The following is a 17,903-nucleotide window of genomic DNA, read 5'->3' as shown; positions in this document are numbered from 1 at the left end:
CGGGTTTCAGCGATCCGAACGCGGCCGGGTGAGGGTGAAGGTGTCGACGGCCTTCAGTTCGCTCGTCGGCCCGGTCAGGGCGTAGTAGGTGCCTTTGATGGTGGTGTTCCCGCCGGGGGTGCCGGGGTCGACGTCGAAAGCGCAGAAGCCGTACGGGTGTTCGGCGTCCTTGAACGCCGACCAGGGCGCGTCCTCGAGCACGTAGACCGGGGTCTTCTTGCCGGTGGCCGGGTCCGGCGCGCCCACGGCGGTGATGACCCGGCACTTGTCGCCGGGGAAGAACAGCTGATTGGACGGTGCGGAGGTGCCGCCGCCCCCGATCACCAGGTGCACGGTGCCCTTGCCGGTGTCGACGACGTCCTTGCGGGTGTCGGCGGGCTTGGGGGTCAGCGTCTCCGAGCCGGTCACGCCGCGCACGGGATGTGAACGCTCGTAATGGTGTTCGTGCCCGCACAGCACCAGGTCGACCTGGTACTTGTCGAACAGTGGCAGCCAGTCCTGGCGGATGCCCAGGTCGGCGCCGTTGAACTTGTCGGCCGAGGAGATGGCGACCTGGTGCATGAACACCACCACCCAGTCGATGCCCCGGTCGGCGCGGGCTTTCGCGAGTTCGCTCTCCAGCCAGCGTTTCTGGGCGCCGCCGGAGTAGCCCTTGACGTAGCTGTTGCCGCCGTCCTGCAGGCAGATGTCGTCGTTGGCGACGGCGATCACGCGCATGCCGCCGACGGTGAAGGAGTACCAGAGGCCCTTGGCGTGGTCCTCGGCGCCGGCGTCGGGGACGGTGAAGTAGGTCTGGAACGCCGCGTAGCCGATGTCGCCGTTGCCGAGTTCGTTCTCGTGGTTGCCGGGCGCGGGCATCCAGGGCCGGTAGCGGGCGGAGCGAGAGTTGTTGGCCCACCAGTCGTTCCAGGTGCGGATGCGGTCGGTGGCGATATTGGCGTAGCAGAGGTCGCCGTTGACCAGGTTGAACAGCGGGGCCAGCGATTCGACCGCGGAGGTGACGTCCCCGGCGTACTGGGAGCCGAGGTTGTCGTTGACGGCCTTGCCGTCGACGATCTTGCCGACGGTCGGGGTGCCCTGGTCGCCGAAGCTGGTGAACCGGAACTTGGCGCGGCCCGCGGGTGCGGTGCGGATGGTGCCGAGTTCCGGCGGTGCGCCGTCGTGCCCGGCGGCGTAGACGTAGTCGGTGTCGGGGGACAGTCCGGTGAGGCGGGCGTGGTGGGCCTGGATCTCGATGCCGGACTTGGCATCCCGGTAGGTGCGGGTCTGCGCGGTCACGGTGGTCCCGAATCCGGCGTCGGCGGTGCCGTAGCGGACGGTGGGCGCGGTGACCGAGCCGGTGGTGTGCCAGGTGACGACGACCTCGCGGGCGGCGTCGGACCCGAATTGCAGGTGCAGTCCGGAGACCCGGGGCGCGGCGGCGCGGTCGGGGGAGACGACGAGTTCGGCGGAGCGGGGCCAGGCGGTCGCGGTCGATCCGGTGTTCCGCAGCGCGACCGCGCCGCCCGCGCCGGCGGCGAGTCCGGCCAGGCCCGCGACCGCGGAGGCGCCGAACAAGCGGCGGCGGCTGAGCCGGTTGGTTGCGTCGGGGGAGCTCGCGGCGGGCGCGGCGGGCTGGTCCGGCGTGGAATCGGAGTTGTGGGAATCCTCACCATCGGTCATGGGTGTCAGTCAACAACCGCTGGGTACGAGGGAGGTCACAGTGCGGCGAACGCCAAATGAAAAGAACGGGTCGGTCGGTGGGAATGGCCGCGCTCCGGCGTTCGGTGCGCTCGCGCCGCCCCCGCCCCTTAGGCTCTCGGGGATATCGAGGCGGCCACGAGCCGCTCTCGGGCATGTGACGGATGGATAGGGTGAAATTCATGACAGCGAATGGCGGCGGAACCGAGTCGTGCTTCCGCACCGCGGTGGTTCCCGCGGCGGGGCTCGGCACCAGGTTCCTGCCCGCGACCAAGACGGTCCCCAAGGAGTTGCTGCCGGTGGTCGACACCCCGGGCATCGAATTGGTCGCCGCCGAGGCCGCGGAGTCCGGCGCCAATCGGCTGGTGATCGTGACCTCGCCCGGAAAAGACGGCGTGGTCGCGCATTTCGTCGAGGACCTGGTGCTGGAGAGCACCCTCGCCGAGCGCGGCAAGTTCCATCTGCTGGAGAAGGTGCGCAAGGCCCCCGCCCTGCTCGACGTCACCTCGGTGGTGCAGGAGGAGCCGTTGGGCCTGGGTCACGCGGTGGCGCAGGCGGAATCGGTGCTCGACGCGGACGAGACCGCGATCGCGGTGCTGCTGCCCGATGACCTGGTGCTGCCCGGCGGCGTGCTGGAGCTGATGGCCGACGTGCGCAACACCTACGGCGGTTCGGTGCTGTGCGCCATCGACGTGCCGAAGGAAGAGGTCAGCGCCTACGGCGTCTTCGACGTCGAGGAGCTGCCCGACAGCCCGTGCGACGTGCTCAAGGTGCGCGGCATGGTGGAGAAGCCGGCCGTCCACGAGGCGCCGTCGACCTTCACCGCGGCCGGGCGATACCTGTTGGACCGCGCCATCTTCGACGCGCTGCGCCGCATCACGCCCGGTGCGGGCGGCGAATTGCAGCTGACCGACGCGATCGCGTTGCTGATCGCCGAGGGTCACCCGGTTCATGTCGTGGTCCATCGTGGGTCGCGGCACGATCTGGGCAACCCGGGCGGTTATCTTCGTGCTGCGGTCGATTTCGCTCTGGAACGCGAGGAATACGGTCCCGCCCTGCGCGAGTGGCTCGAGCACCGGCTCGGTCCGGACTGGAATCCGCAGCTGACCACATGCGAATGAGGCGACGAGCAGGCGCGACAACGGAAGGGCGGCATGCGCTCGGTTGAGGATCAGCAGATCAAGGTGACCGCAGCGGCTGTGGCCCCACGGCCCGTCCGGGTCGCGATCAGCGAGGCACAGGGACTGCTGTGCGCCGAGGACGTGGTCACCGAGCGCCCGCTGCCGGGCTTCGATCAGGCCGCCATCGACGGATACGCCGTGCGCAGTGTGGATGTGGCCGGCGCCGGCGCGAATATCCGTGACGAGGATGGCAATTCGGTGCACCTGAGCCTGCCGGTGGTGGGTGAGGTGGCGGCCGGTTCGCGTCAGCCGATCCGTCTGCAGCCCCGCCAGACCGTGCGGGTGGACACCGGTGCGCCGCTGCCGACGCTGGCCGACGCCGTCCTGCCGCTGGAGAACACCGACGGCGGCCGTGCCCGGGTGAAGGTCTACGAGGCGGTCCGCTCGGGCGACTACGTGCGCCGTATCGGTGACGACGTGCAGCCCGGTGATCTGGCCGTGCGCGCGGGCACCATCATCGGTCCCGCGCAGGTGGGCCTGCTGGCCGCGGTCGGCAAGGACAAGGTGCTGGTGCATCCGCGGCCCCGGTTGTCGGTGCTGTCGGTGGGCGGCGAGCTGGTCGATATCGATCGCACGCCGGGACCGGGCCAGGTCTACGACGTGAACTCCTACGCCTTGGCCGCCGCCGCGCGCGACGCGGGCGCGGACGTGAATCGGGTCGGCATCGTGAGCGCCGATCCGAAGCGGCTGCGAGATGTGGTGGAGGGCCAGCTGGTTCGCTCCGAGGTGGTGGTGATCGCGGGCGCGGTCGGCGGCTGGGCCTCCGAGCAGGTGCGTGAGGCCCTGGAGGGCCTGGGCGAGCTGGAGATCACCCGGGTGGCGATGCATCCGGGTTCGGTGCAGGGTTTCGGCCTGCTGGGTCGCGACGAGGTGCCGACCTTCCTGCTGCCCTCGAATCCGGTTGGCGCGCTGGTGGTTTTCGAGGTCATGGTGCGGCCGTTGATCCGGATCGCGCTGGGCCGCCGCCATCCCATGCGGCGGATGGTGCGGGCGCGCACCATTCTGCCGATCGCTTCGATTCCGGGCCGCCGCGGTTATCTGCGCGCGCAGCTCATGCGTGACGAGCAGACCGGTGACTATCTGGTGCAGCCGTTGGGCGGCCCGAACGGCGCGTCCTCGCACCTGCTGGCGACCATGGCGGAGGCCAACAGCCTCATCGTCATCGATCCCGACATCACCGAGGTGCGTACCGGTGACGAGGTGCAGGTTGCGTTCCTTGCGCAGCGTGGGTGAGGCCCGGCATGTGCGGTCAGGGCACGAAGGAGGCAGCTTGCGTAACCACGCAGGGCCCCCGGACATGGCGAGTGGGTACAGCGTGAACGTCTTCCGTGCGGCTCAGCATCCGGGCTGGCCTGCGCATCTGGGGCCGGTCCGGGTCGCCGCGGGCACGGTCACGTTGCGGCCGATCCGGTTGCGTGACGCCTCGGCGTGGGGCCGGATCCGGGTCCGGGACAAGGACTATCTGGAGAAGTGGGAGCCCACCGGTCGCGGCCCGTGGGAGGCGCGCAACCATTCGAGCAATTGGCCCGCGCTGTGGTCGGCGTTGAAGGCCGAGGCCCGGCGTGGCGTCATGATTCCGTTCGTCATCGAGGTGGACGGCGTGTTCAGCGGGCAGTTGACGGTGGGCAATATCGTGCGCGGCGCATTGCGTTCGGCGTGGATCGGTTACTGGGTGTCGAGCGAGCTGGCCGGGCAGGGGGTGGCCACCGCGGCGCTGGCGCTGGGTCTGGATCACTGCTTCGGTGAGGTCGGGCTGCACCGGGTGGAGGCCACGGTGCGTCCGGAAAACCTTGCCAGTCAGGCGGTTCTGCGCAATGTCGGGTTCCGCGAGGAGGGCATGCTGCAGCGCTACCTGGACGTGGACGGCGCGTGGCGGGATCATCTGCTGGTCGGGATGACCGTGGAGGAGGTCTCGGGGACCGTGGTGGACAGGCTGATTCGCGCGGGGCGCGCCACCAAAGCCTGATAACTCGCTGAGCGCGGCGTGTAGAAGTTTTCGCGACCGAAATCGTGTGACTAGTGTTGCGTGTGTGGTCGGCGCGCCTGAGGGGAATGCCTGGGGTGTGGAATTAACCTACGCACGTCGGTGGTGCGTCTGTTTTCCGATCAGAAGGGACAGACAACAGGGCGGGACGGAGGTGTAAGGGCCAATGCCGAATTCGATCTTGTGGATCGGCTTGGTGGTGCTCTGGGTCTTCGTGCTATTCCCGATGCTGGCCAATCGCCATCCCCGCATCCGGCAGCACACCGACGCCGCCCTCTCGACACGAGTGTTGCATCGCGGTGGTGCCAAGCGACGCACCAGGAAAGGTCCGGCGACCGGACATGACACCGACCCGGACTACGTGCCGGTTCGCAGAAAGCTTCACCCGAGCGAGGATCCGGAGGATCGGATGACCAGATCGGACGACAGCCCCGCTGCACCGGACGTGAAGGAAGTCGGCACCGAGGACCGGGCAACCATCGCCGAACCCGAGGCCACCACCGCCGCCGCGGAGCCGCCCGATACCGCCTCCGCCGACATCGTCGCGGCGAGCGCCGAAACACCGGAGCCGGAGCCGGCTTCGGCCGACACCGAAGACGAGGACCAGGAGGCGGACACCGCCGCCGAATCCGAGCCCGCCGCAGCGGAATCCGAGACCGACCCCGAAACCGCCACGGACGAACCCGAATCCGAGACCGCCGAGACCGAGGACGCACCCGAGCCGCGTAAGCGGGTCTCCCGCGCGCCCGCCCTCCGCGCGCCGGAACCGGAGCCGGAACCCGAATCCGACGACGAGGACGAGGATTTCGTGCCCTCCCGGCGCGGCCGGGGCGGATTCGACCCCGAGGCCGACGCCGTCGCCCGCGCGGCCCGCTACACCTTCCGGCAGCGCGCCGTGCTGGGCCTGGTGCTGGCCGTGCTGCTGTTCGCGGCCTCCGGCCTGGCCATCTCCTCGATCCTGTGGTGGCTGTCGGCGCTGTCCGGCACCGTGCTGGTGGCCTATCTGGCCTACCTACGCAAGCAGGTACGCGTCGAGGAGGACATCCGCCGCCGCCGCGCCGCCCGCGCGAACCGCAAGCTCACCGAGTCCGACGAGGACGCCGAGGAGCAGCGCGACACCCGCGAACGCCCCCGCCCGGACCGCGACCAGACCCGCACCCAGCTCCGCCGCGCCGTCCTGGTCGAATCCGACGACGAGGACCCGTGCTTCGAGCACCTCGACCTCTTCGATGCTGCTGAGGCCCGTGCCACCCGCCAGCGCGCCACCAGCGCCCGCGAACGCCGCGCCGTAGGCGAATAACCCCGGACCAACCGAGAGGGGCTCCCCGAGCAATCGGGGAGCCCCTCTCGCATTCCGGGACCGGATCGGATGCAGCGGGCGCGTGGATCGGGCCGTAGGGCGCTCCGAAAGCTTGTCGGGGGTGTAGGGCGGGCTCTGCGAGCTATTGGGGGGTCTGCGGCGGGCTCTGCGGGCTATGGGGGGTCTGGGGGCCAACACTCCAAGCGTTGCCGGGGGTTCGGGGGCAAAGCCCCTGAGAGTTACGAGAGTTGTTCACCGCTTGGTGAATAGGCTTTCCCTATTACAGCGAAAGGGCTCGCCTTTCGGCGAGCCCTTTCGGCGGGTGCTGTCGCGAGCTATCCGGCGTCCGGCGTTCGTCCCGCTGCCGGAATCTGCCGCTCGATGAGTTCGGCGAGAGTCCGGAGTTTGGCCGCGAATTCGCGCGCCGCGACCGGATGATCGCCGGACCCCTTGACCACCTTCTGGGTGAGTGCGGCGAGCCGCGATTCGACCGAGCTGAACACGTCGGCGGTGGCCGGCTGTTCCTCGGTCAGGTCCCCGCGCAGCCACGCGCGCAGCCGCTGCACGACCGCGCCTTCGTCGTAGTCGTCGGGCAGCACCGCGACGGCTTCGCGGAGCTTGCCCGCGGTGACCTTCACGTCGGCGGCCAGCGTGGTGTAGACGGTGACGGCCGCGTCCTCACCGTAGGCCGCGGCCACCGGCAGCAGTTCCCGGATCTGTCCCTCGTTGAGGGCCGGTGCGACCGGATGCAGGCGGGCGGCCAGCGGCCAGGCCCGGATCAGCTTGTGCGCGTAGGACCGTTGCATGTCCCACCGCTTCTCCACGTACTCGTCGAAGGTGGCGTGGTCTGCGCGGTAGAGCCGGCCGTCGCGGACGATCTGCAGGGCGCGCCCGGCGGTCCAGAAGGCGACCCGCAGTGCGTCGATGGAGGATTCGCACACCTCGAGCTGATCGGTCTCGGTCCGGCTCAGCGGACCTTCGCCGCCCGCGGTGGGCAGCGGCATGTCGAGCACGCCGGGTCCCGGTGCGGGGGCCGCGGATTCGACCGCCGCGGCGGCCGGGGCGACTGCTGCCGGTGCCGGGGAGGTGGCGGGCGCCGGGGCCGCCGGTCTCGAGGGGGCGGCCGCCGGTGCCGCGGGCGCGGCCTTCGGCGGCGGCGTGACGGCCCTCGGCTCCGGGGTGACGACCACCGGCTCCGCGGTGATCGTCTCCGGCTTCCGGGTGGCGGTCGCGGTGGCGGTCGCCGGTTCGGCCGGTGGCGGCGCGGGCGTGCCGGGAGCCATCAGGACCGTGGTGGCGGCCTGCGACAATTTCGGTGTGCGCGGCCATTTGGCGTCGCGCAGCGGGGAGACCGGGGGAGTGTGCTCGGCCTCGTCGGAGAGCGGGTTGCGGCCGAGGCCGCCGCCGATCGAGGTCTTGCGGCGCTGCGGTGGCATCAGGCCGACACCTCCGCCGGAATGCGGGCGTCCTGGTCGGCGTCGAGGTAGGCGCGCACCAGTTCGTCGCCGACGGCCCGGTATTCGCCGAGGTCTTCGATCGGGTTCTCGGCGCCGTCGCCGACTTCGCCGTCGGCGGCCTCCCGATACCATTTCCAGGCGCTCACGTAGGAGTCGAAGACGTCGTAGCCGGCGTCCTCGAGATTGCCACGCTGCGTTCGGTATTCGGTGGACACGTTGACGCCGTTCTTCATGGTGACCGGAACCTTGGTCATGAGCACTCGCACCCGGATGGCCTTCTCGTATTCGGCCGCGGCCTCTTCGGCGGCGCGGTAGGTACTGGGTACGCGCTTGACCTCCGAGGGGCTGACGCTGGTGACGAGGATGAGTTCGTCGCTGACGGGCACGGCGGCCTTGAAGATGTCGGCGGATTCACCGCCGGCGTCGACGATGATCACGTCGTAGTTCGCGGCGTTGTCGGTGATGCAGTCGTTGACGTGCCGGGAGGGGAAGGCGAGTAATTCGAAGGGTATGTCGATCTCGGCTTTCTGTAGTCGCCGATACCAGGAGTATCCGGTCTGGCTGAGCGGGTCGGCGTCGATCACGAGTACTCGAAGTTCGTGCGCGGTAGCGAAATACGAGGCGAGGAAGAAGGCCGAAGTCGTCTTGCCCACGCCTCCTTTGAGATTCCCGAGTGTGACTACCAGGGGCTCGGGAAGATTGGGTAGCGCAGCGGTTTTGGTCATCGATCAACCTCCTGTTGATGGGGAGGGCAGCTTCCTCGATCAGTCTCACACGCGCGCGGGACGTGCCCGTGAAGGCTCGCGTGGGGGTGTCGAATTGGTGGAAAACGGCTGTGTCCAATTGGACACAGCCGTCAATGGTTACCGTTTCGTAATGAACAACATGCATGTCATTCGTTGCACTCCCTCGCCTTCCGGCGAAATATGCGATCTCGGATCTGCTGGCAGTACCGAAATTTCGCGTGATGGACGGAAACCGAATGCCTTTCACGGCAAGAATCGGAGGACGACCGCTCATGGAAACAAACGGTGATAGACAGAAGGTTCGATTACTTCCGCGGCTGAGCCTGCGGACCCTGGCGACAGGAGTCCTCGGCGCGGCAGCCGTTGGAGCGGCCCTGCTGTTCACGGCGGGCCAGGCGCACGCAGCGCCGGTGCACATCCCCGGAGTCGGGGAGTTCGAGATTCCCAACGAGATTGCCGCCCCCTTCGGCTTGGCGGCCCCCGCGGTCGACATTCCTGCTCCCGCGGTCGACATCCCGACCCCCGCGATCGGCCATCCTGCCCCGGCGGTCGACATCCCGGTCCCCGCGATCGGCATCCCTGCCCCGGCGGTCACCATTCCGGGCCCCGCCATCGGAGTCCCGACCCCCGCGGTCGGAATCATCGCTCCCGCGCCGGAATCCGTGAACGGCGAGACCGGCGCCCCGCGCATGGTCGTGGCTCCGGGACACATCGCCATCCCCCCGGCCTACCCGCTGCCGGACCCGGTGTCCGCGCTGTCGCTCGCTCCGCAGCCGCTGTACCCGACCGCCGCGACTCCGGCTCCGGAATCGCGCTCGGTGGTGGTGGCCGGTCTCGGTACCTTCGCGGTGCCCGCGAGTCTGCCCCCGCTGTCCGGGATCCCCGGCGTGACCGATTCCGCCGTGGCTCCCTTCCGCACTCCGGTGCCCGCGGCTATGCCGAAGACCGCCGGGCAGCGCGCGGTGGACGCGGCCCGCACCAAAATCGGCGCGGATTACCGCGCGGGCGGCAACGGCCCCGACTCCTTCGACTGCTCCGGTTTCGTGCAGTGGTCGTATCGGGAGGCGGGTGTCGAGGTGCCGCGCACGAGCTACTCACAACTGTCGGCCGGAACCCCGGTGACGCTGGACGAATTGGAACCCGGAGATCTGGTGTCCTACTACGGTGGTGGACACTCGGCGATGTATCTCGGTGATGGGAAGGTCATTCACGCCAGCGACTACGGTTCGGGTGTGAAGGTCTCACCGCTGTCGAATATGCCGGTCACCGGAGCGCGTCGTTTCCAGTGAGTGGGCCGCAGCTCTCATTCGTGACACATCAGATTGTCGTGATCGACCGATGGTGCGAGGACGATATGAGCGTCAGGAAATCGGCGACAGTGGCTTTGGCAGTACGGCCGTGGCGGACAAGGCTTCTCGGCCGGACGGCGGTTCGGCGTCACCTTCGACGGCGTGGTCTACGAGATCCCCGGCGGGTTCGATCCGGACGCCCGCACGGCCGCGCCATGATCGCCGGCGCGTACCGGTTCACTGAGCAGGCCGACGATCATCGCGAGGATGCTTTCCCGCGCGTCGTTTCGCTCGCCCTCGTCGGGCTGGGCGAACCGCTCGTAGTCGGCGAGCAGGGCGAACATCACCGTGGTCATGGCCTGTAGCCGGTAGCGGCGCTGCGCCGGAGTCAGTTCCGCCAGTGCGTGATACAGCCGGGCGACCAGCACTCTTGTTGTCTGCCAACGCTTTTCGTTCAGATTGGGCCCGGTGACCGCGGGATGGGCGCGGGCCTGCTCCAGGAATCGCGCGTAGTGCGTCGATCCCTCCGCGTAGGGCACGTCGAACATGGGTCGCACCAGGATGGCGACCAGCGCGGACACGCTGTCGGGTGCGCCTGAGGCCTCGTGTTCGGCGAGCAGTTCGGTACGACGGGTTTCCAGCGCGGGCTGATGCCGTTCGATGATGGCGGCGATGAGCCCGTCCCGGGAGCCGAAGTGATAGTGGACCGCGGAGTTGTTGCGCTGTCCCGCCGCCACCGCGATATCGCGCAGGGCCACGTGCGGCCCGCGTTCGGCGATGGTGCGCTCACCGGCGAGCAGCATGAGCTCGCGCGCGTCAGGACTGTTCACGGTGCTATCGTGCCTCTTCGTCTTGTGCCGCGCGGTCCCGGGTGGGCGCGTGGGCGGATCCATCGAGGCACGGACGGCGGTGATCACCGATGACGCTACGGCGGTTCCGTTCGCGCCGGGCCACGGTGGACCTCGCTCTGGTCGTCCCGATGAGCGGTTCGGCCGGTATTTTCGGGCCTTCGTGCGAGGCGTGCGCGACGCTGGCGGTCGAGGATATCAACGCGGTCGGCGGGATTCTGGGTCGTCCGGTGCGGCTGCACCCGGTCGACGCGGGCGCGCCGCCGCCGGTGCTGGCCGCCCAGATCGACCGGATGGTGAGCCGGGGCATGATCGACGGCGTGGTCGGGTGGCACCTGTCCAATGCCCGCAAGGCGATCACGCCGTACACCGCGGGCCGGGTGCCCTACATCTACACCACCTTCTACGAGGGCGGCGAGGATTCCGACGGCGTCTACATGGTGGGGGAGACCCCGGACCAGCAGCTGTTCCCCGCGCTGCGCTGGTTCCGCGCCGAATTGGGGGTGCGGCGCTGGTGCATCGTCGGCAACGACTACGTGTGGCCTCGCGAAACGGCAAGGGCCACTTGGGAATTCACCGATTCGACGGATATCGACGTGGTCGGTGAGGTGTTCGTGCCGCTGGGCGGCCGGGATTTCTCCGCCGCCCTGGACCTGATTCGCCGGTCGCCCGCCGAGGGGGTGCTGTTGTTCATGGTCGGCGCGGACTGTGCCGCCTTCAATCGCGCGTTCGCGGCGGCGGGTCTCGACTACGACCGGGTGCGGCTGAGCATGATGATCGGGGAGGATGTGCTCTACGCGGGCGGCCCCGACAGCGCGCGCGGATTGTTCACGGCCTGTGGCTATTTCGAGAGCCTGGTCTCCGGTGCGGGCATGGCCTTCGGCAGCCGCTACACCGCCCGGTTCGGTCAATTGGCTCCGGCACTGAACAATATCGGCGAATCCTGTTACGAGGGCCTGTTGTTGTTCGCCTCGCTGGCGGAGTCGGCGCGCAGTCTGGACGTGCGGCTGATCGAACGCGGCGCGGCGAAGGTGAGTTACGGGGGCCCGCGCGGTGAGGTGCGGGTGCGCGGGGCGCACACCACGCAGCCGGTCTTCCTGGCGGGCGCGGACGTCATGGACTTCACGGTGCTGGCCGACCTGACCGGATTGTGAAGCGGACGCTGTTCGACTATCGGCGAACGCTACTTTGCGTTCCCAACAGGGTCGACGACCGAATGCCGTCACGATCCTGATAACGCAAGTGCGGCACAGGATTTCGCGGATCACGATGATCATTTACGATGCCGCTCCGGCGGGGTTTGTGTTGCAATAGGGTGGAGCCACGCCGCCTCGGCGGCCTCTGATTAAGGAGCCGCTCCGTGCCCGGAGGAAGACTCAGCCAGGATGATCGCCGCCTCATCGCCGCGGGTCTGGCCCGGGGTCTCGGCTATGCCGAGATCGCCCGCCGGCTGGCCCGGCCGACCTCCACCGTCAGTCGCGAGGTGACCCGCAACGGCGGACCCGGCCGCTACCGTGCCGAGCTGGCCCAGGCCGCCACCGCCGTTCGCTCCCGGCGCCACCTGCCGCGCCCCAAGCCCGCCGAGAAGCCTTCGGGCGTAGACGAATACGGTCGTGATCCGATGCTGCTGGCCGAGTTCAGCGACCGGTTCGCGACGCTGCTGGCGCGGTCGGGAATGCCGCGCATGGCCGCGGCGGTACTGGCCCGCCTGTACGCCGCGGACTCGGGCAGCCTGACCGCCGCCGAGCTGGTGGCGCAGCTGCGGGTGAGCCCGGCCACGGTGTCCGCGGCGGTCGGCCAGCTCGAGGAGCGGGCGCTGATCCGCCGCGATCGCGATGCGGGCAGCCGCCGCGACCGCTACGTGATCGACGAATCCGCTTGGTATCGCACCACTCTCGCCGAGGCGCAGGCCAATCAGCGCTTGGCGGCCCAGGCCCGGCACGGCGCCGGCACGCTCGGCGCGACCACACCCGCCGGACTGCGACTGCTGGGCGTGGGCGAATATCTCGAGCGGGTCGGCCTGGATATGGTCCGCTCCGCCGAACACTGGCGTGCGCGGCTCGATCAGTGAGCCATGCCCGGGAATCTGCGGTGAATGCGATCGAGATACCGGCGCACCGTGGAAAGTTCGGCATTGATCGTTTGCCGGTCTTCGGGGGTGGGCGCGGTCTGTAATCGCCGCGTCAGTTTGACAACATGTCTTTCCAATTCCTCGCGGAAGATGCGGGCCTGAGCTAACTCGGGGTCCTCGCCGACATCGGGATTGTCGAATCCCCTGTACTGCATATCGCGGAAGTATTCCACGCAGCCGGTCTCCCCGCCGCGCAATTGGATTGCGTCCCGGAGTCCGCCTCCGGCGCGGGTGCGCGTCACCCCGCCGGATCGAGTAGCCTCGCCAGGCGAGCTGCCCCGGCGGGACCCGGGGTGTTCGGATCCCCGCACCGCCCCCCGACAGGAATTCGAATGGCCATCAGTTACCTGGAATCCATCATCGTCGGCGCACTGCAAGGAGTGAGCGAGCTCTTCCCCGTCTCGAGCCTGGGGCACAGCATCCTGCTGCCGGCCTGGGTCGGCGGCAAGTGGGCCGACGATCTGAGCATGTCCGCCAAGGATTCCCCGTACCTGGCGCTGCTGGTGGCCATGCACGTCGCCACCGCCGCCGCCCTGGTGATCTTCTTCTGGCGGGACTGGGTGCGCATCCTGCGCGGCCTGTGGGACGTGGCGCTGACTCGCCAGATCCGTACGCCGGAAGCGAGATTGGGCGTGCTGCTGGTGATCGCGACGATCCCGGTCGGCGTGGCCGGACTGCTGCTGGAGAAGATCGTCCGCCACTATCTCGGCACCCCGGTGCCCACCTCGATCTTCCTGGCGATCAACGGTTTCGTGCTGCTGTCCGCCGAGATCATGCGCAAGCGCGAGCCCGAGCCGGAGCTCGCCTTCGCCAGCCCGACCGGGCGCACCACGGACCTGTCCATGGAGGACACCATCGTGCTGCCCACGACCGACCCGGACCGCGCCTCGGATGTGCGCCTGTCCCGCTTGAGCATGCGCGACGTCACCCTCATCGGCGCCGCCCAGATCGCGGCGCTCTTCCCCGGCATCAGCCGCTCCGGCAGCACCATCGTGGCGGGCCTGTTCAAGGGCATGCGCCACGAGGATGCGGCCCGCTTCGCCTTCCTGCTGGCCACCCCGGTCATCCTGGCGGCCGGTGTGCTGAAGATGCCGGAGCTGTTCAAGCACGAGAACCACGCCATCCTCGGCCCGGCGCTGGCGGGCAGTGTGGTCGCGGGTGTGCTCTCCTACATCTCGGTCAAGTTCCTGACCGCGTACTTCGAGACCAAGACCCTGACCCCGTTCGCCATCTACTGTCTGGTCGCCGGACTGGGCAGCTTGGTCTGGTTCACGATTCGCTGAGTTCCGCCGACTGCTCGGAAACGCAACGCGCCCCGGTATCCGTGGATGCCGGGGCGCGTTGTTCTTTCGTCTATCAGTGCGTCGGTGTCGTGGTCGGCGGCGCCGTGGTCGTGGTGACGGCCGGGGTCGTGGTCGGGACCGTGGTCGTGGTGACCGGCGGGGTGGTGGTGACCGGCGGCGTCGTGGTGTCCGGGGCGGCCGTGGTGGTGGCCGGCGGCGTCGTGGTGGCGGCCGCCGGGGCCTGGCCGCTGGTGGTGGTCGTGGAACCGGTTGCGGGAGTGGTGGTTCCGGGTTCGCCGGACTGCGGGGCGGCGGCCAGCGCGGCCGGCGCCTTCGACGTGGTGGCCGTGGTGGTGGTCGTCGTCGAGGTCAGCGTCTTCGGGTCGAGCTGGTGGGCCTGGGCCTGCTTGGCCAGTTCGGTGAGCCAGGCGGCGGCGTACTCCGCGGAGCTGACGGGCTTGCCGTTGTCCGGGTTGGAGTCGTGCCAGTAGTCGAAGTGGTGGCCGGTGCCGTTCGGGCCCAGGGTCAGGTTGTACGGATCGTTCATCACCACCGGGATGGTGTTCTGGTTGGTGGTGATCAGGCCGATGACCTCGTTGAAGACCTTCTGCGGCAGGTACGCCAGCGGCGACATGTTCTCGGCGGCGATATTGTCCGCGGCCACCGGGGTCGCGTTCTGCTGATTCGGCTGGTAGCCCGGCTGCGACACCTTGAGCAGCACGTCGAGGAAGGTCTCCTTGCTGGTCCACCAGCCCGGGTTGTGCGCGATGTCGGCGAACGCGTTGCCCGCGATCTTGCCCAGCACGACCGCCACATCGATGCCGGTGGTCGGGTTGAGGCCCTCGTTCTGCATCTGGTCGGCATTGATCTGGCGGCCGACATTGATGGCGAGCTGCAGCAGCGAGATGTTCTTCGGCGCGGCGCAGGTGAGGTCGCCGTCGGAGCAGAAGGAGGCGATCCGGCCGTTCAGCGAGCCGAAGTCACCGGCCTGGTCGGGCAGCGCGCCCTGCCCGCCCGCGATCTGCTTGCCGGTCTGATAGCCCTGGTTGAAGTTGTCGGGGTGGCTGACGTCCTTCGCGCCCGGGAACGGGCCGTCGCCGGCCGTACGTCCCGCGTCGGCGAGAATGACCACGCCCGCGACATTGCCCGGGTCGACGATCCCGTATTTGCCGTCCGCGCCCGCGGTCTGGTGACCGATCTGCATCGCGACCCGGCGCACCACGTCCGCGCCTTCGGAATAGCCGACAATGGCGTACTTGGTGTTGGGGCAGGCCGCCGAGATATCCCGCATGACCTGCTCGGCATTGGCGACACCGGTATTCACGGCGTCCTCGTAGCTGTTCAGATTCGCGGGGTAGGAGATGTAAATGGCCGAATACGAATTCGAGTCGACCGATCCGCCCGGAGCGTTCACCACCGGGTCCACCCAGTGGCTCTGGTAATCGTCGGACAGGGCGGCGGGAAGTTCGTTGCCGTTCGCGTCGACCAGCATCTTGGTGGTGCCGGACTGCGGTGAGTCGTTGCGGCCGGCCACCGAGATGGTCACCATGTCATGGCATTCGGTGACCGACGAGGTCAGCGCCGGATCGGCGGTCCTCGTGTCCGGCCCCGTCAGCGCGTAGGTGGCCGCGACCGCGGCCGCTACGCCCAGTACCGCAGGCGCGGCGACCGCCGACGCGATCCGATGTCGTTTCGCAAACCCGCGAATATCCATGCCCGAATCCCCATCTCACCCCGACAAGTGAACTGTCAGGCCCCGTACCTGACCGGGCCGTCTACCACCGTGGACGTCGTAAGCGGAGATCCGAGTGTTACTTCGGCGAACGATTCGTTATCGCACCATGACCCGAATTGCCTGGTCAGGCGCCGATGGGCTTGCCGAAGAATGAGGCGAGCGTCTCACCCAGGGTGTCGCCCAGGGTTTGCAGCTCACCCGGCGTGCCGAGCATGGAGGGCATGTCGGTGGTGGAGCAGCCCGGCTGCGCGGCCAGGCCGTCGAGGCGGTCGAACAGCCACATGAGCGCGGCGGGTCCGCCGCTGACTTCGGCGACGATGTGCTCGCTGGACCAGTCCCGGGTGTAGGTGACCTGCGCGCCGGGCTGGGCGCAGTAGGTGTCGACCAGCTGATCGGTGGACGGCAGTGGGAGGATCTCGTCCCAGCGCGAATGCCACACGAACAGCGGCATGTCCGGCAGGCTTTTACCCAGGCGGGTGTCCTCGAGCATGGCCTGGACGGCGGGTTCCCGCAGCGGGTCGGGGGAGTCGATCATGCCCGTGATGTTCAGGAACGGCAGCAGCGCGGTCTGATACTGCACGCAGAACGGCGCTTTCACGGTGCGCAGCAGCTGCCCGAGCGGATTCAGCTTCTGGTCCAGCAAGGCATTGAAGTCCGGGTACTCGCGGGAGAGGCCCAGCACCGCGCCCAGTACCAGGCCCGCGGTGGCCTGATTGTTGGCCATCAGCAGGGTCGCGCCCAGATCGGCGCCGGTGCCACCGGAGGCGGCGCCCACGATATTCAGTTCCGGCGCATAGGTTTTGCGCATCTCGGCGGCATGCATGGTGGGCATGGAGCCGCCCGAATAGCCGTACATCGCGACCGGCGTGCCCGCCCCGACCCCGAGCGGCGCGAAGCCGGTGGCGGCGCGAATGCCGTCCAGGGTGATCCGGCCGCCCAGCGGGCCCGCCGCGTACGCCGAATTCGGGCCCTCGTGATCGGGGATCACCACCGCGTAGCCCTTCTGCAGCGCGGACTGCGCGAACAGGAATTCGGCGGGGGCGACGATCTGACCGAGGAACGGCGCGGCCGAAAGGTGTTGCAGCGCATAGGAAGGGCTGCAGTAGCCCTGGGTGGAGTCCTCGGCGATCTGCACCGAGAGCAGTTTGCGCGGGGTCGGCGACGTGCCGCGCGGCTTGATCAGCGTGGCCACCGCCGGGATCGCCGCATCACGACCGTCGTTGGAGCGGTAGGACACCTGCCAGGCGTCCACGTTGAGTGGGATCAGCCCGAAGTTGCCGAGGTTGACCTGCCGGGCCGCGATGATCTCGCCCGGCGCGGCGGCCGCCACCACGTTCGCGGGCGGGTTGTAGAAGCCCGGATCGAGTTCCGGGGGTAGTGGCAGCACCTGCGCCGGTGCGATCGGGGGCAGTGCCGGATCGGCCGGATCGGCTTGCGCCGGCCCCACCGTGAATGCCGCCGCCACCAGTGCCGTGATGGACACCGTCCCGATGCGTACGAGCCGCCCGGTCAGTCGCCTGGTCTTCATCGACCCACTTCCTCACCCTGAATCCCCATTTGTGAGACTGCCTAGTCTCAATATTGCCGGGATCACTGTGCCACAGCTGTGACCGGGCTCGCAATATCCGTGAGCGACGGAAACGAGGGTTGGCTGGAACGGGCAAACCGCACCTTCTTGACCGAAAACTTGCTGCCCGATAACTAGAGTGAGCCGGATGACAGGTATGGAGATGACGAAGAAGATCGTGACTCTTACCGTGGCCCTCGCGGCGGTCGGCGCGCTCGGTGCGTGCAGCAGCAACGACAATTCCAGCTCCGACACCACCTCCGCCCGGGCCGCCGCCACAACCTCGGCGGTCACCTCCTCCACGATGGCGATCCCGCCCGGCTCCCCGGCGGCCCTGCTGTCCTCGATCGCGTGGGAGACCACCTCGGCCACCGACGCGCACGGCAACCAGGTGCCGCTGACCGACGACAACGTCAAGAACTACGTCGGCTTCGCCTACTTCAAGCCCGACGGCACCTTCACCATGTTCAACCTCGACGACACCCCGAAGATGCACGGCGACTGGTCCGTCCCCGCCGACGGCAAGACCCGCACCATCGTCGCGAAAGACGATGCGGGACAGGAGAAGTTCCGCCGCGTCACCGACATCGTCACCTTGAACGACAAGGAATTCACCTACCGCGTCTACCCCGACGCCAACGACAAGTCCGTCTACTTCGACATCATCCACACCCCCACCACCCACCCGGAACCGAAGTAGTT

Annotated in this window: 16 protein-coding genes; 9 read left to right on the top strand and 7 right to left on the bottom strand. The window is 68.5% G+C overall.

All coding sequences use genetic code 11. From position 1 onward, the window contains the following. Positions 1-6 precede the first annotated feature (6 nt). The gene (locus ACYVKL_RS16375) at positions 7-1,662 is read right to left on the bottom strand and encodes a purple acid phosphatase family protein (RefSeq protein ID WP_379164199.1); all 1,656 of its coding nucleotides are present in this window, start codon (positions 1,660-1,662) and stop codon (positions 7-9) included. Positions 1,663-1,862: 200 nt separating this feature from the next. Here ACYVKL_RS16375 and ACYVKL_RS16370 point away from each other — a divergent pair, with 200 nt between their 5' ends. The 4 genes from ACYVKL_RS16370 (at position 1,863) to sepX (ending at position 6,145) form a co-directional block, all read left to right on the top strand. Further along, positions 1,863-2,801 carry a UTP--glucose-1-phosphate uridylyltransferase gene (locus ACYVKL_RS16370; protein ID WP_213559354.1) on the top strand — a complete coding sequence of 313 codons (939 nt, stop codon included), beginning with the start codon at positions 1,863-1,865 and terminating at the stop codon, positions 2,799-2,801. Positions 2,802-2,834: 33 nt separating this feature from the next. Continuing rightward, on the top strand, positions 2,835-4,094 hold the full coding sequence (gene glp, locus ACYVKL_RS16365; protein WP_379164195.1) for a molybdotransferase-like divisome protein Glp: 1,260 nt from the start codon (positions 2,835-2,837) through the stop codon (positions 4,092-4,094). Positions 4,095-4,158: 64 nt separating this feature from the next. Continuing rightward, positions 4,159-4,827: a GNAT family N-acetyltransferase gene (locus ACYVKL_RS16360; RefSeq protein WP_379165752.1), complete on the top strand. Its 669-nt coding sequence runs from the start codon at positions 4,159-4,161 to the stop codon at positions 4,825-4,827. Positions 4,828-5,011: 184 nt separating this feature from the next. After that, a complete protein-coding gene (sepX, locus tag ACYVKL_RS16355; RefSeq protein WP_379164192.1) occupies positions 5,012-6,145 on the top strand; it encodes a divisome protein SepX/GlpR in 1,134 nt (377 codons plus the stop codon). Positions 6,146-6,480: 335 nt separating this feature from the next. Here sepX and ACYVKL_RS16350 read toward each other — a convergent pair whose 3' ends face one another. Together ACYVKL_RS16350 and ACYVKL_RS16345 are read right to left on the bottom strand one after the other, a co-directional pair. Then, positions 6,481-7,581: a hypothetical protein gene (locus tag ACYVKL_RS16350; RefSeq protein ID WP_379164189.1), complete on the bottom strand. Its 1,101-nt coding sequence runs from the start codon at positions 7,579-7,581 to the stop codon at positions 6,481-6,483. Further along, complete coding sequence (locus tag ACYVKL_RS16345) at positions 7,581-8,327, bottom strand: ParA family protein (protein WP_213559358.1); 747 nt, start codon at positions 8,325-8,327, stop codon at positions 7,581-7,583. The genes ACYVKL_RS16350 and ACYVKL_RS16345 overlap by 1 nt, the downstream gene beginning before the upstream one ends. Positions 8,328-8,620: 293 nt before the next feature. Here ACYVKL_RS16345 and ACYVKL_RS16340 point away from each other — a divergent pair, with 293 nt between their 5' ends. Next, a complete protein-coding gene (locus tag ACYVKL_RS16340; protein ID WP_379164186.1) occupies positions 8,621-9,637 on the top strand; it encodes a C40 family peptidase in 1,017 nt (338 codons plus the stop codon). 167 nt (positions 9,638-9,804) lie between these two features. Here the strand turns inward: ACYVKL_RS16340 and ACYVKL_RS16335 are convergent, their stop codons facing one another. After that, a complete protein-coding gene (locus ACYVKL_RS16335; RefSeq protein WP_213559359.1) occupies positions 9,805-10,467 on the bottom strand; it encodes a TetR family transcriptional regulator in 663 nt (220 codons plus the stop codon). Between the two features lie 89 nt (positions 10,468-10,556). On the opposite strand from ACYVKL_RS16335, the gene ACYVKL_RS16330 reads away from it, so the two are divergent. After that, the gene (locus tag ACYVKL_RS16330; RefSeq protein WP_379164183.1) at positions 10,557-11,639 is read left to right on the top strand and encodes a substrate-binding domain-containing protein; all 1,083 of its coding nucleotides are present in this window, start codon (positions 10,557-10,559) and stop codon (positions 11,637-11,639) included. Between the two features lie 206 nt (positions 11,640-11,845). After that, positions 11,846-12,556 carry a GbsR/MarR family transcriptional regulator gene (locus ACYVKL_RS16325; RefSeq protein ID WP_379164180.1) on the top strand — a complete coding sequence of 237 codons (711 nt, stop codon included), beginning with the start codon at positions 11,846-11,848 and terminating at the stop codon, positions 12,554-12,556. Here the strand turns inward: ACYVKL_RS16325 and ACYVKL_RS16320 are convergent. After that, entirely contained in the window at positions 12,550-12,789 is a 240-nt protein-coding gene (locus ACYVKL_RS16320; protein WP_357190781.1) for a hypothetical protein, read from the bottom strand. The genes ACYVKL_RS16325 and ACYVKL_RS16320 overlap by 7 nt on opposite strands. Positions 12,790-12,942: 153 nt before the next feature. Here ACYVKL_RS16320 and ACYVKL_RS16315 point away from each other — a divergent pair, with 153 nt between their 5' ends. Beyond that, the gene (locus tag ACYVKL_RS16315) at positions 12,943-13,899 is read left to right on the top strand and encodes an undecaprenyl-diphosphate phosphatase (RefSeq protein ID WP_379165751.1); all 957 of its coding nucleotides are present in this window, start codon (positions 12,943-12,945) and stop codon (positions 13,897-13,899) included. A gap of 73 nt (positions 13,900-13,972) precedes the next feature. Here ACYVKL_RS16315 and ACYVKL_RS16310 read toward each other — a convergent pair whose 3' ends face one another. Next, the gene (locus ACYVKL_RS16310; RefSeq protein WP_379164177.1) at positions 13,973-15,613 is read right to left on the bottom strand and encodes a cutinase family protein; all 1,641 of its coding nucleotides are present in this window, start codon (positions 15,611-15,613) and stop codon (positions 13,973-13,975) included. A 145-nt stretch (positions 15,614-15,758) separates the two neighbouring features. Then, positions 15,759-17,162 carry a lipase family protein gene (locus tag ACYVKL_RS16305; RefSeq protein ID WP_379164174.1) on the bottom strand — a complete coding sequence of 468 codons (1,404 nt, stop codon included), beginning with the start codon at positions 17,160-17,162 and terminating at the stop codon, positions 15,759-15,761. 187 nt (positions 17,163-17,349) lie between these two features. Here ACYVKL_RS16305 and ACYVKL_RS16300 point away from each other — a divergent pair, with 187 nt between their 5' ends. Further along, positions 17,350-17,901 (top strand): DUF4822 domain-containing protein, encoded by a 552-nt coding sequence (locus ACYVKL_RS16300; RefSeq protein WP_379164171.1) that lies wholly within the window; start codon positions 17,350-17,352, stop codon positions 17,899-17,901. Positions 17,902-17,903: the final 2 nt, after the last annotated feature.

The sequence above is a fragment of the Nocardia tengchongensis genome (genome assembly GCF_054781395.1).
This window is presented reverse-complemented; position numbering and strand designations above follow the sequence as displayed.

Bases quoted from the DNA above. Each gene is read 5' to 3' on its own strand.
- ACYVKL_RS16375 (WP_379164199.1), bottom strand. From the start codon at position 1,662: ATGACCGATGGTGAGGATTCCCACAACTCCGATTCCACGCCGGACCAG.
- ACYVKL_RS16370 (WP_213559354.1), top strand. From the start codon at position 1,863: ATGACAGCGAATGGCGGCGGAACCGAGTCGTGCTTCCGCACCGCGGTG.
- glp (WP_379164195.1), top strand. From the start codon at position 2,835: ATGCGCTCGGTTGAGGATCAGCAGATCAAGGTGACCGCAGCGGCTGTG.
- ACYVKL_RS16360 (WP_379165752.1), top strand. From the start codon at position 4,159: ATGGCGAGTGGGTACAGCGTGAACGTCTTCCGTGCGGCTCAGCATCCG.
- sepX (WP_379164192.1), top strand. From the start codon at position 5,012: ATGCCGAATTCGATCTTGTGGATCGGCTTGGTGGTGCTCTGGGTCTTC.
- ACYVKL_RS16350 (WP_379164189.1), bottom strand. From the start codon at position 7,581: ATGCCACCGCAGCGCCGCAAGACCTCGATCGGCGGCGGCCTCGGCCGC.
- ACYVKL_RS16345 (WP_213559358.1), bottom strand. From the start codon at position 8,327: ATGACCAAAACCGCTGCGCTACCCAATCTTCCCGAGCCCCTGGTAGTC.
- ACYVKL_RS16340 (WP_379164186.1), top strand. From the start codon at position 8,621: ATGGAAACAAACGGTGATAGACAGAAGGTTCGATTACTTCCGCGGCTG.
- ACYVKL_RS16330 (WP_379164183.1), top strand. From the start codon at position 10,557: ATGACGCTACGGCGGTTCCGTTCGCGCCGGGCCACGGTGGACCTCGCT.
- ACYVKL_RS16310 (WP_379164177.1), bottom strand. From the start codon at position 15,613: ATGGATATTCGCGGGTTTGCGAAACGACATCGGATCGCGTCGGCGGTC.
- ACYVKL_RS16305 (WP_379164174.1), bottom strand. From the start codon at position 17,162: ATGAAGACCAGGCGACTGACCGGGCGGCTCGTACGCATCGGGACGGTG.
- ACYVKL_RS16300 (WP_379164171.1), top strand. From the start codon at position 17,350: ATGACAGGTATGGAGATGACGAAGAAGATCGTGACTCTTACCGTGGCC.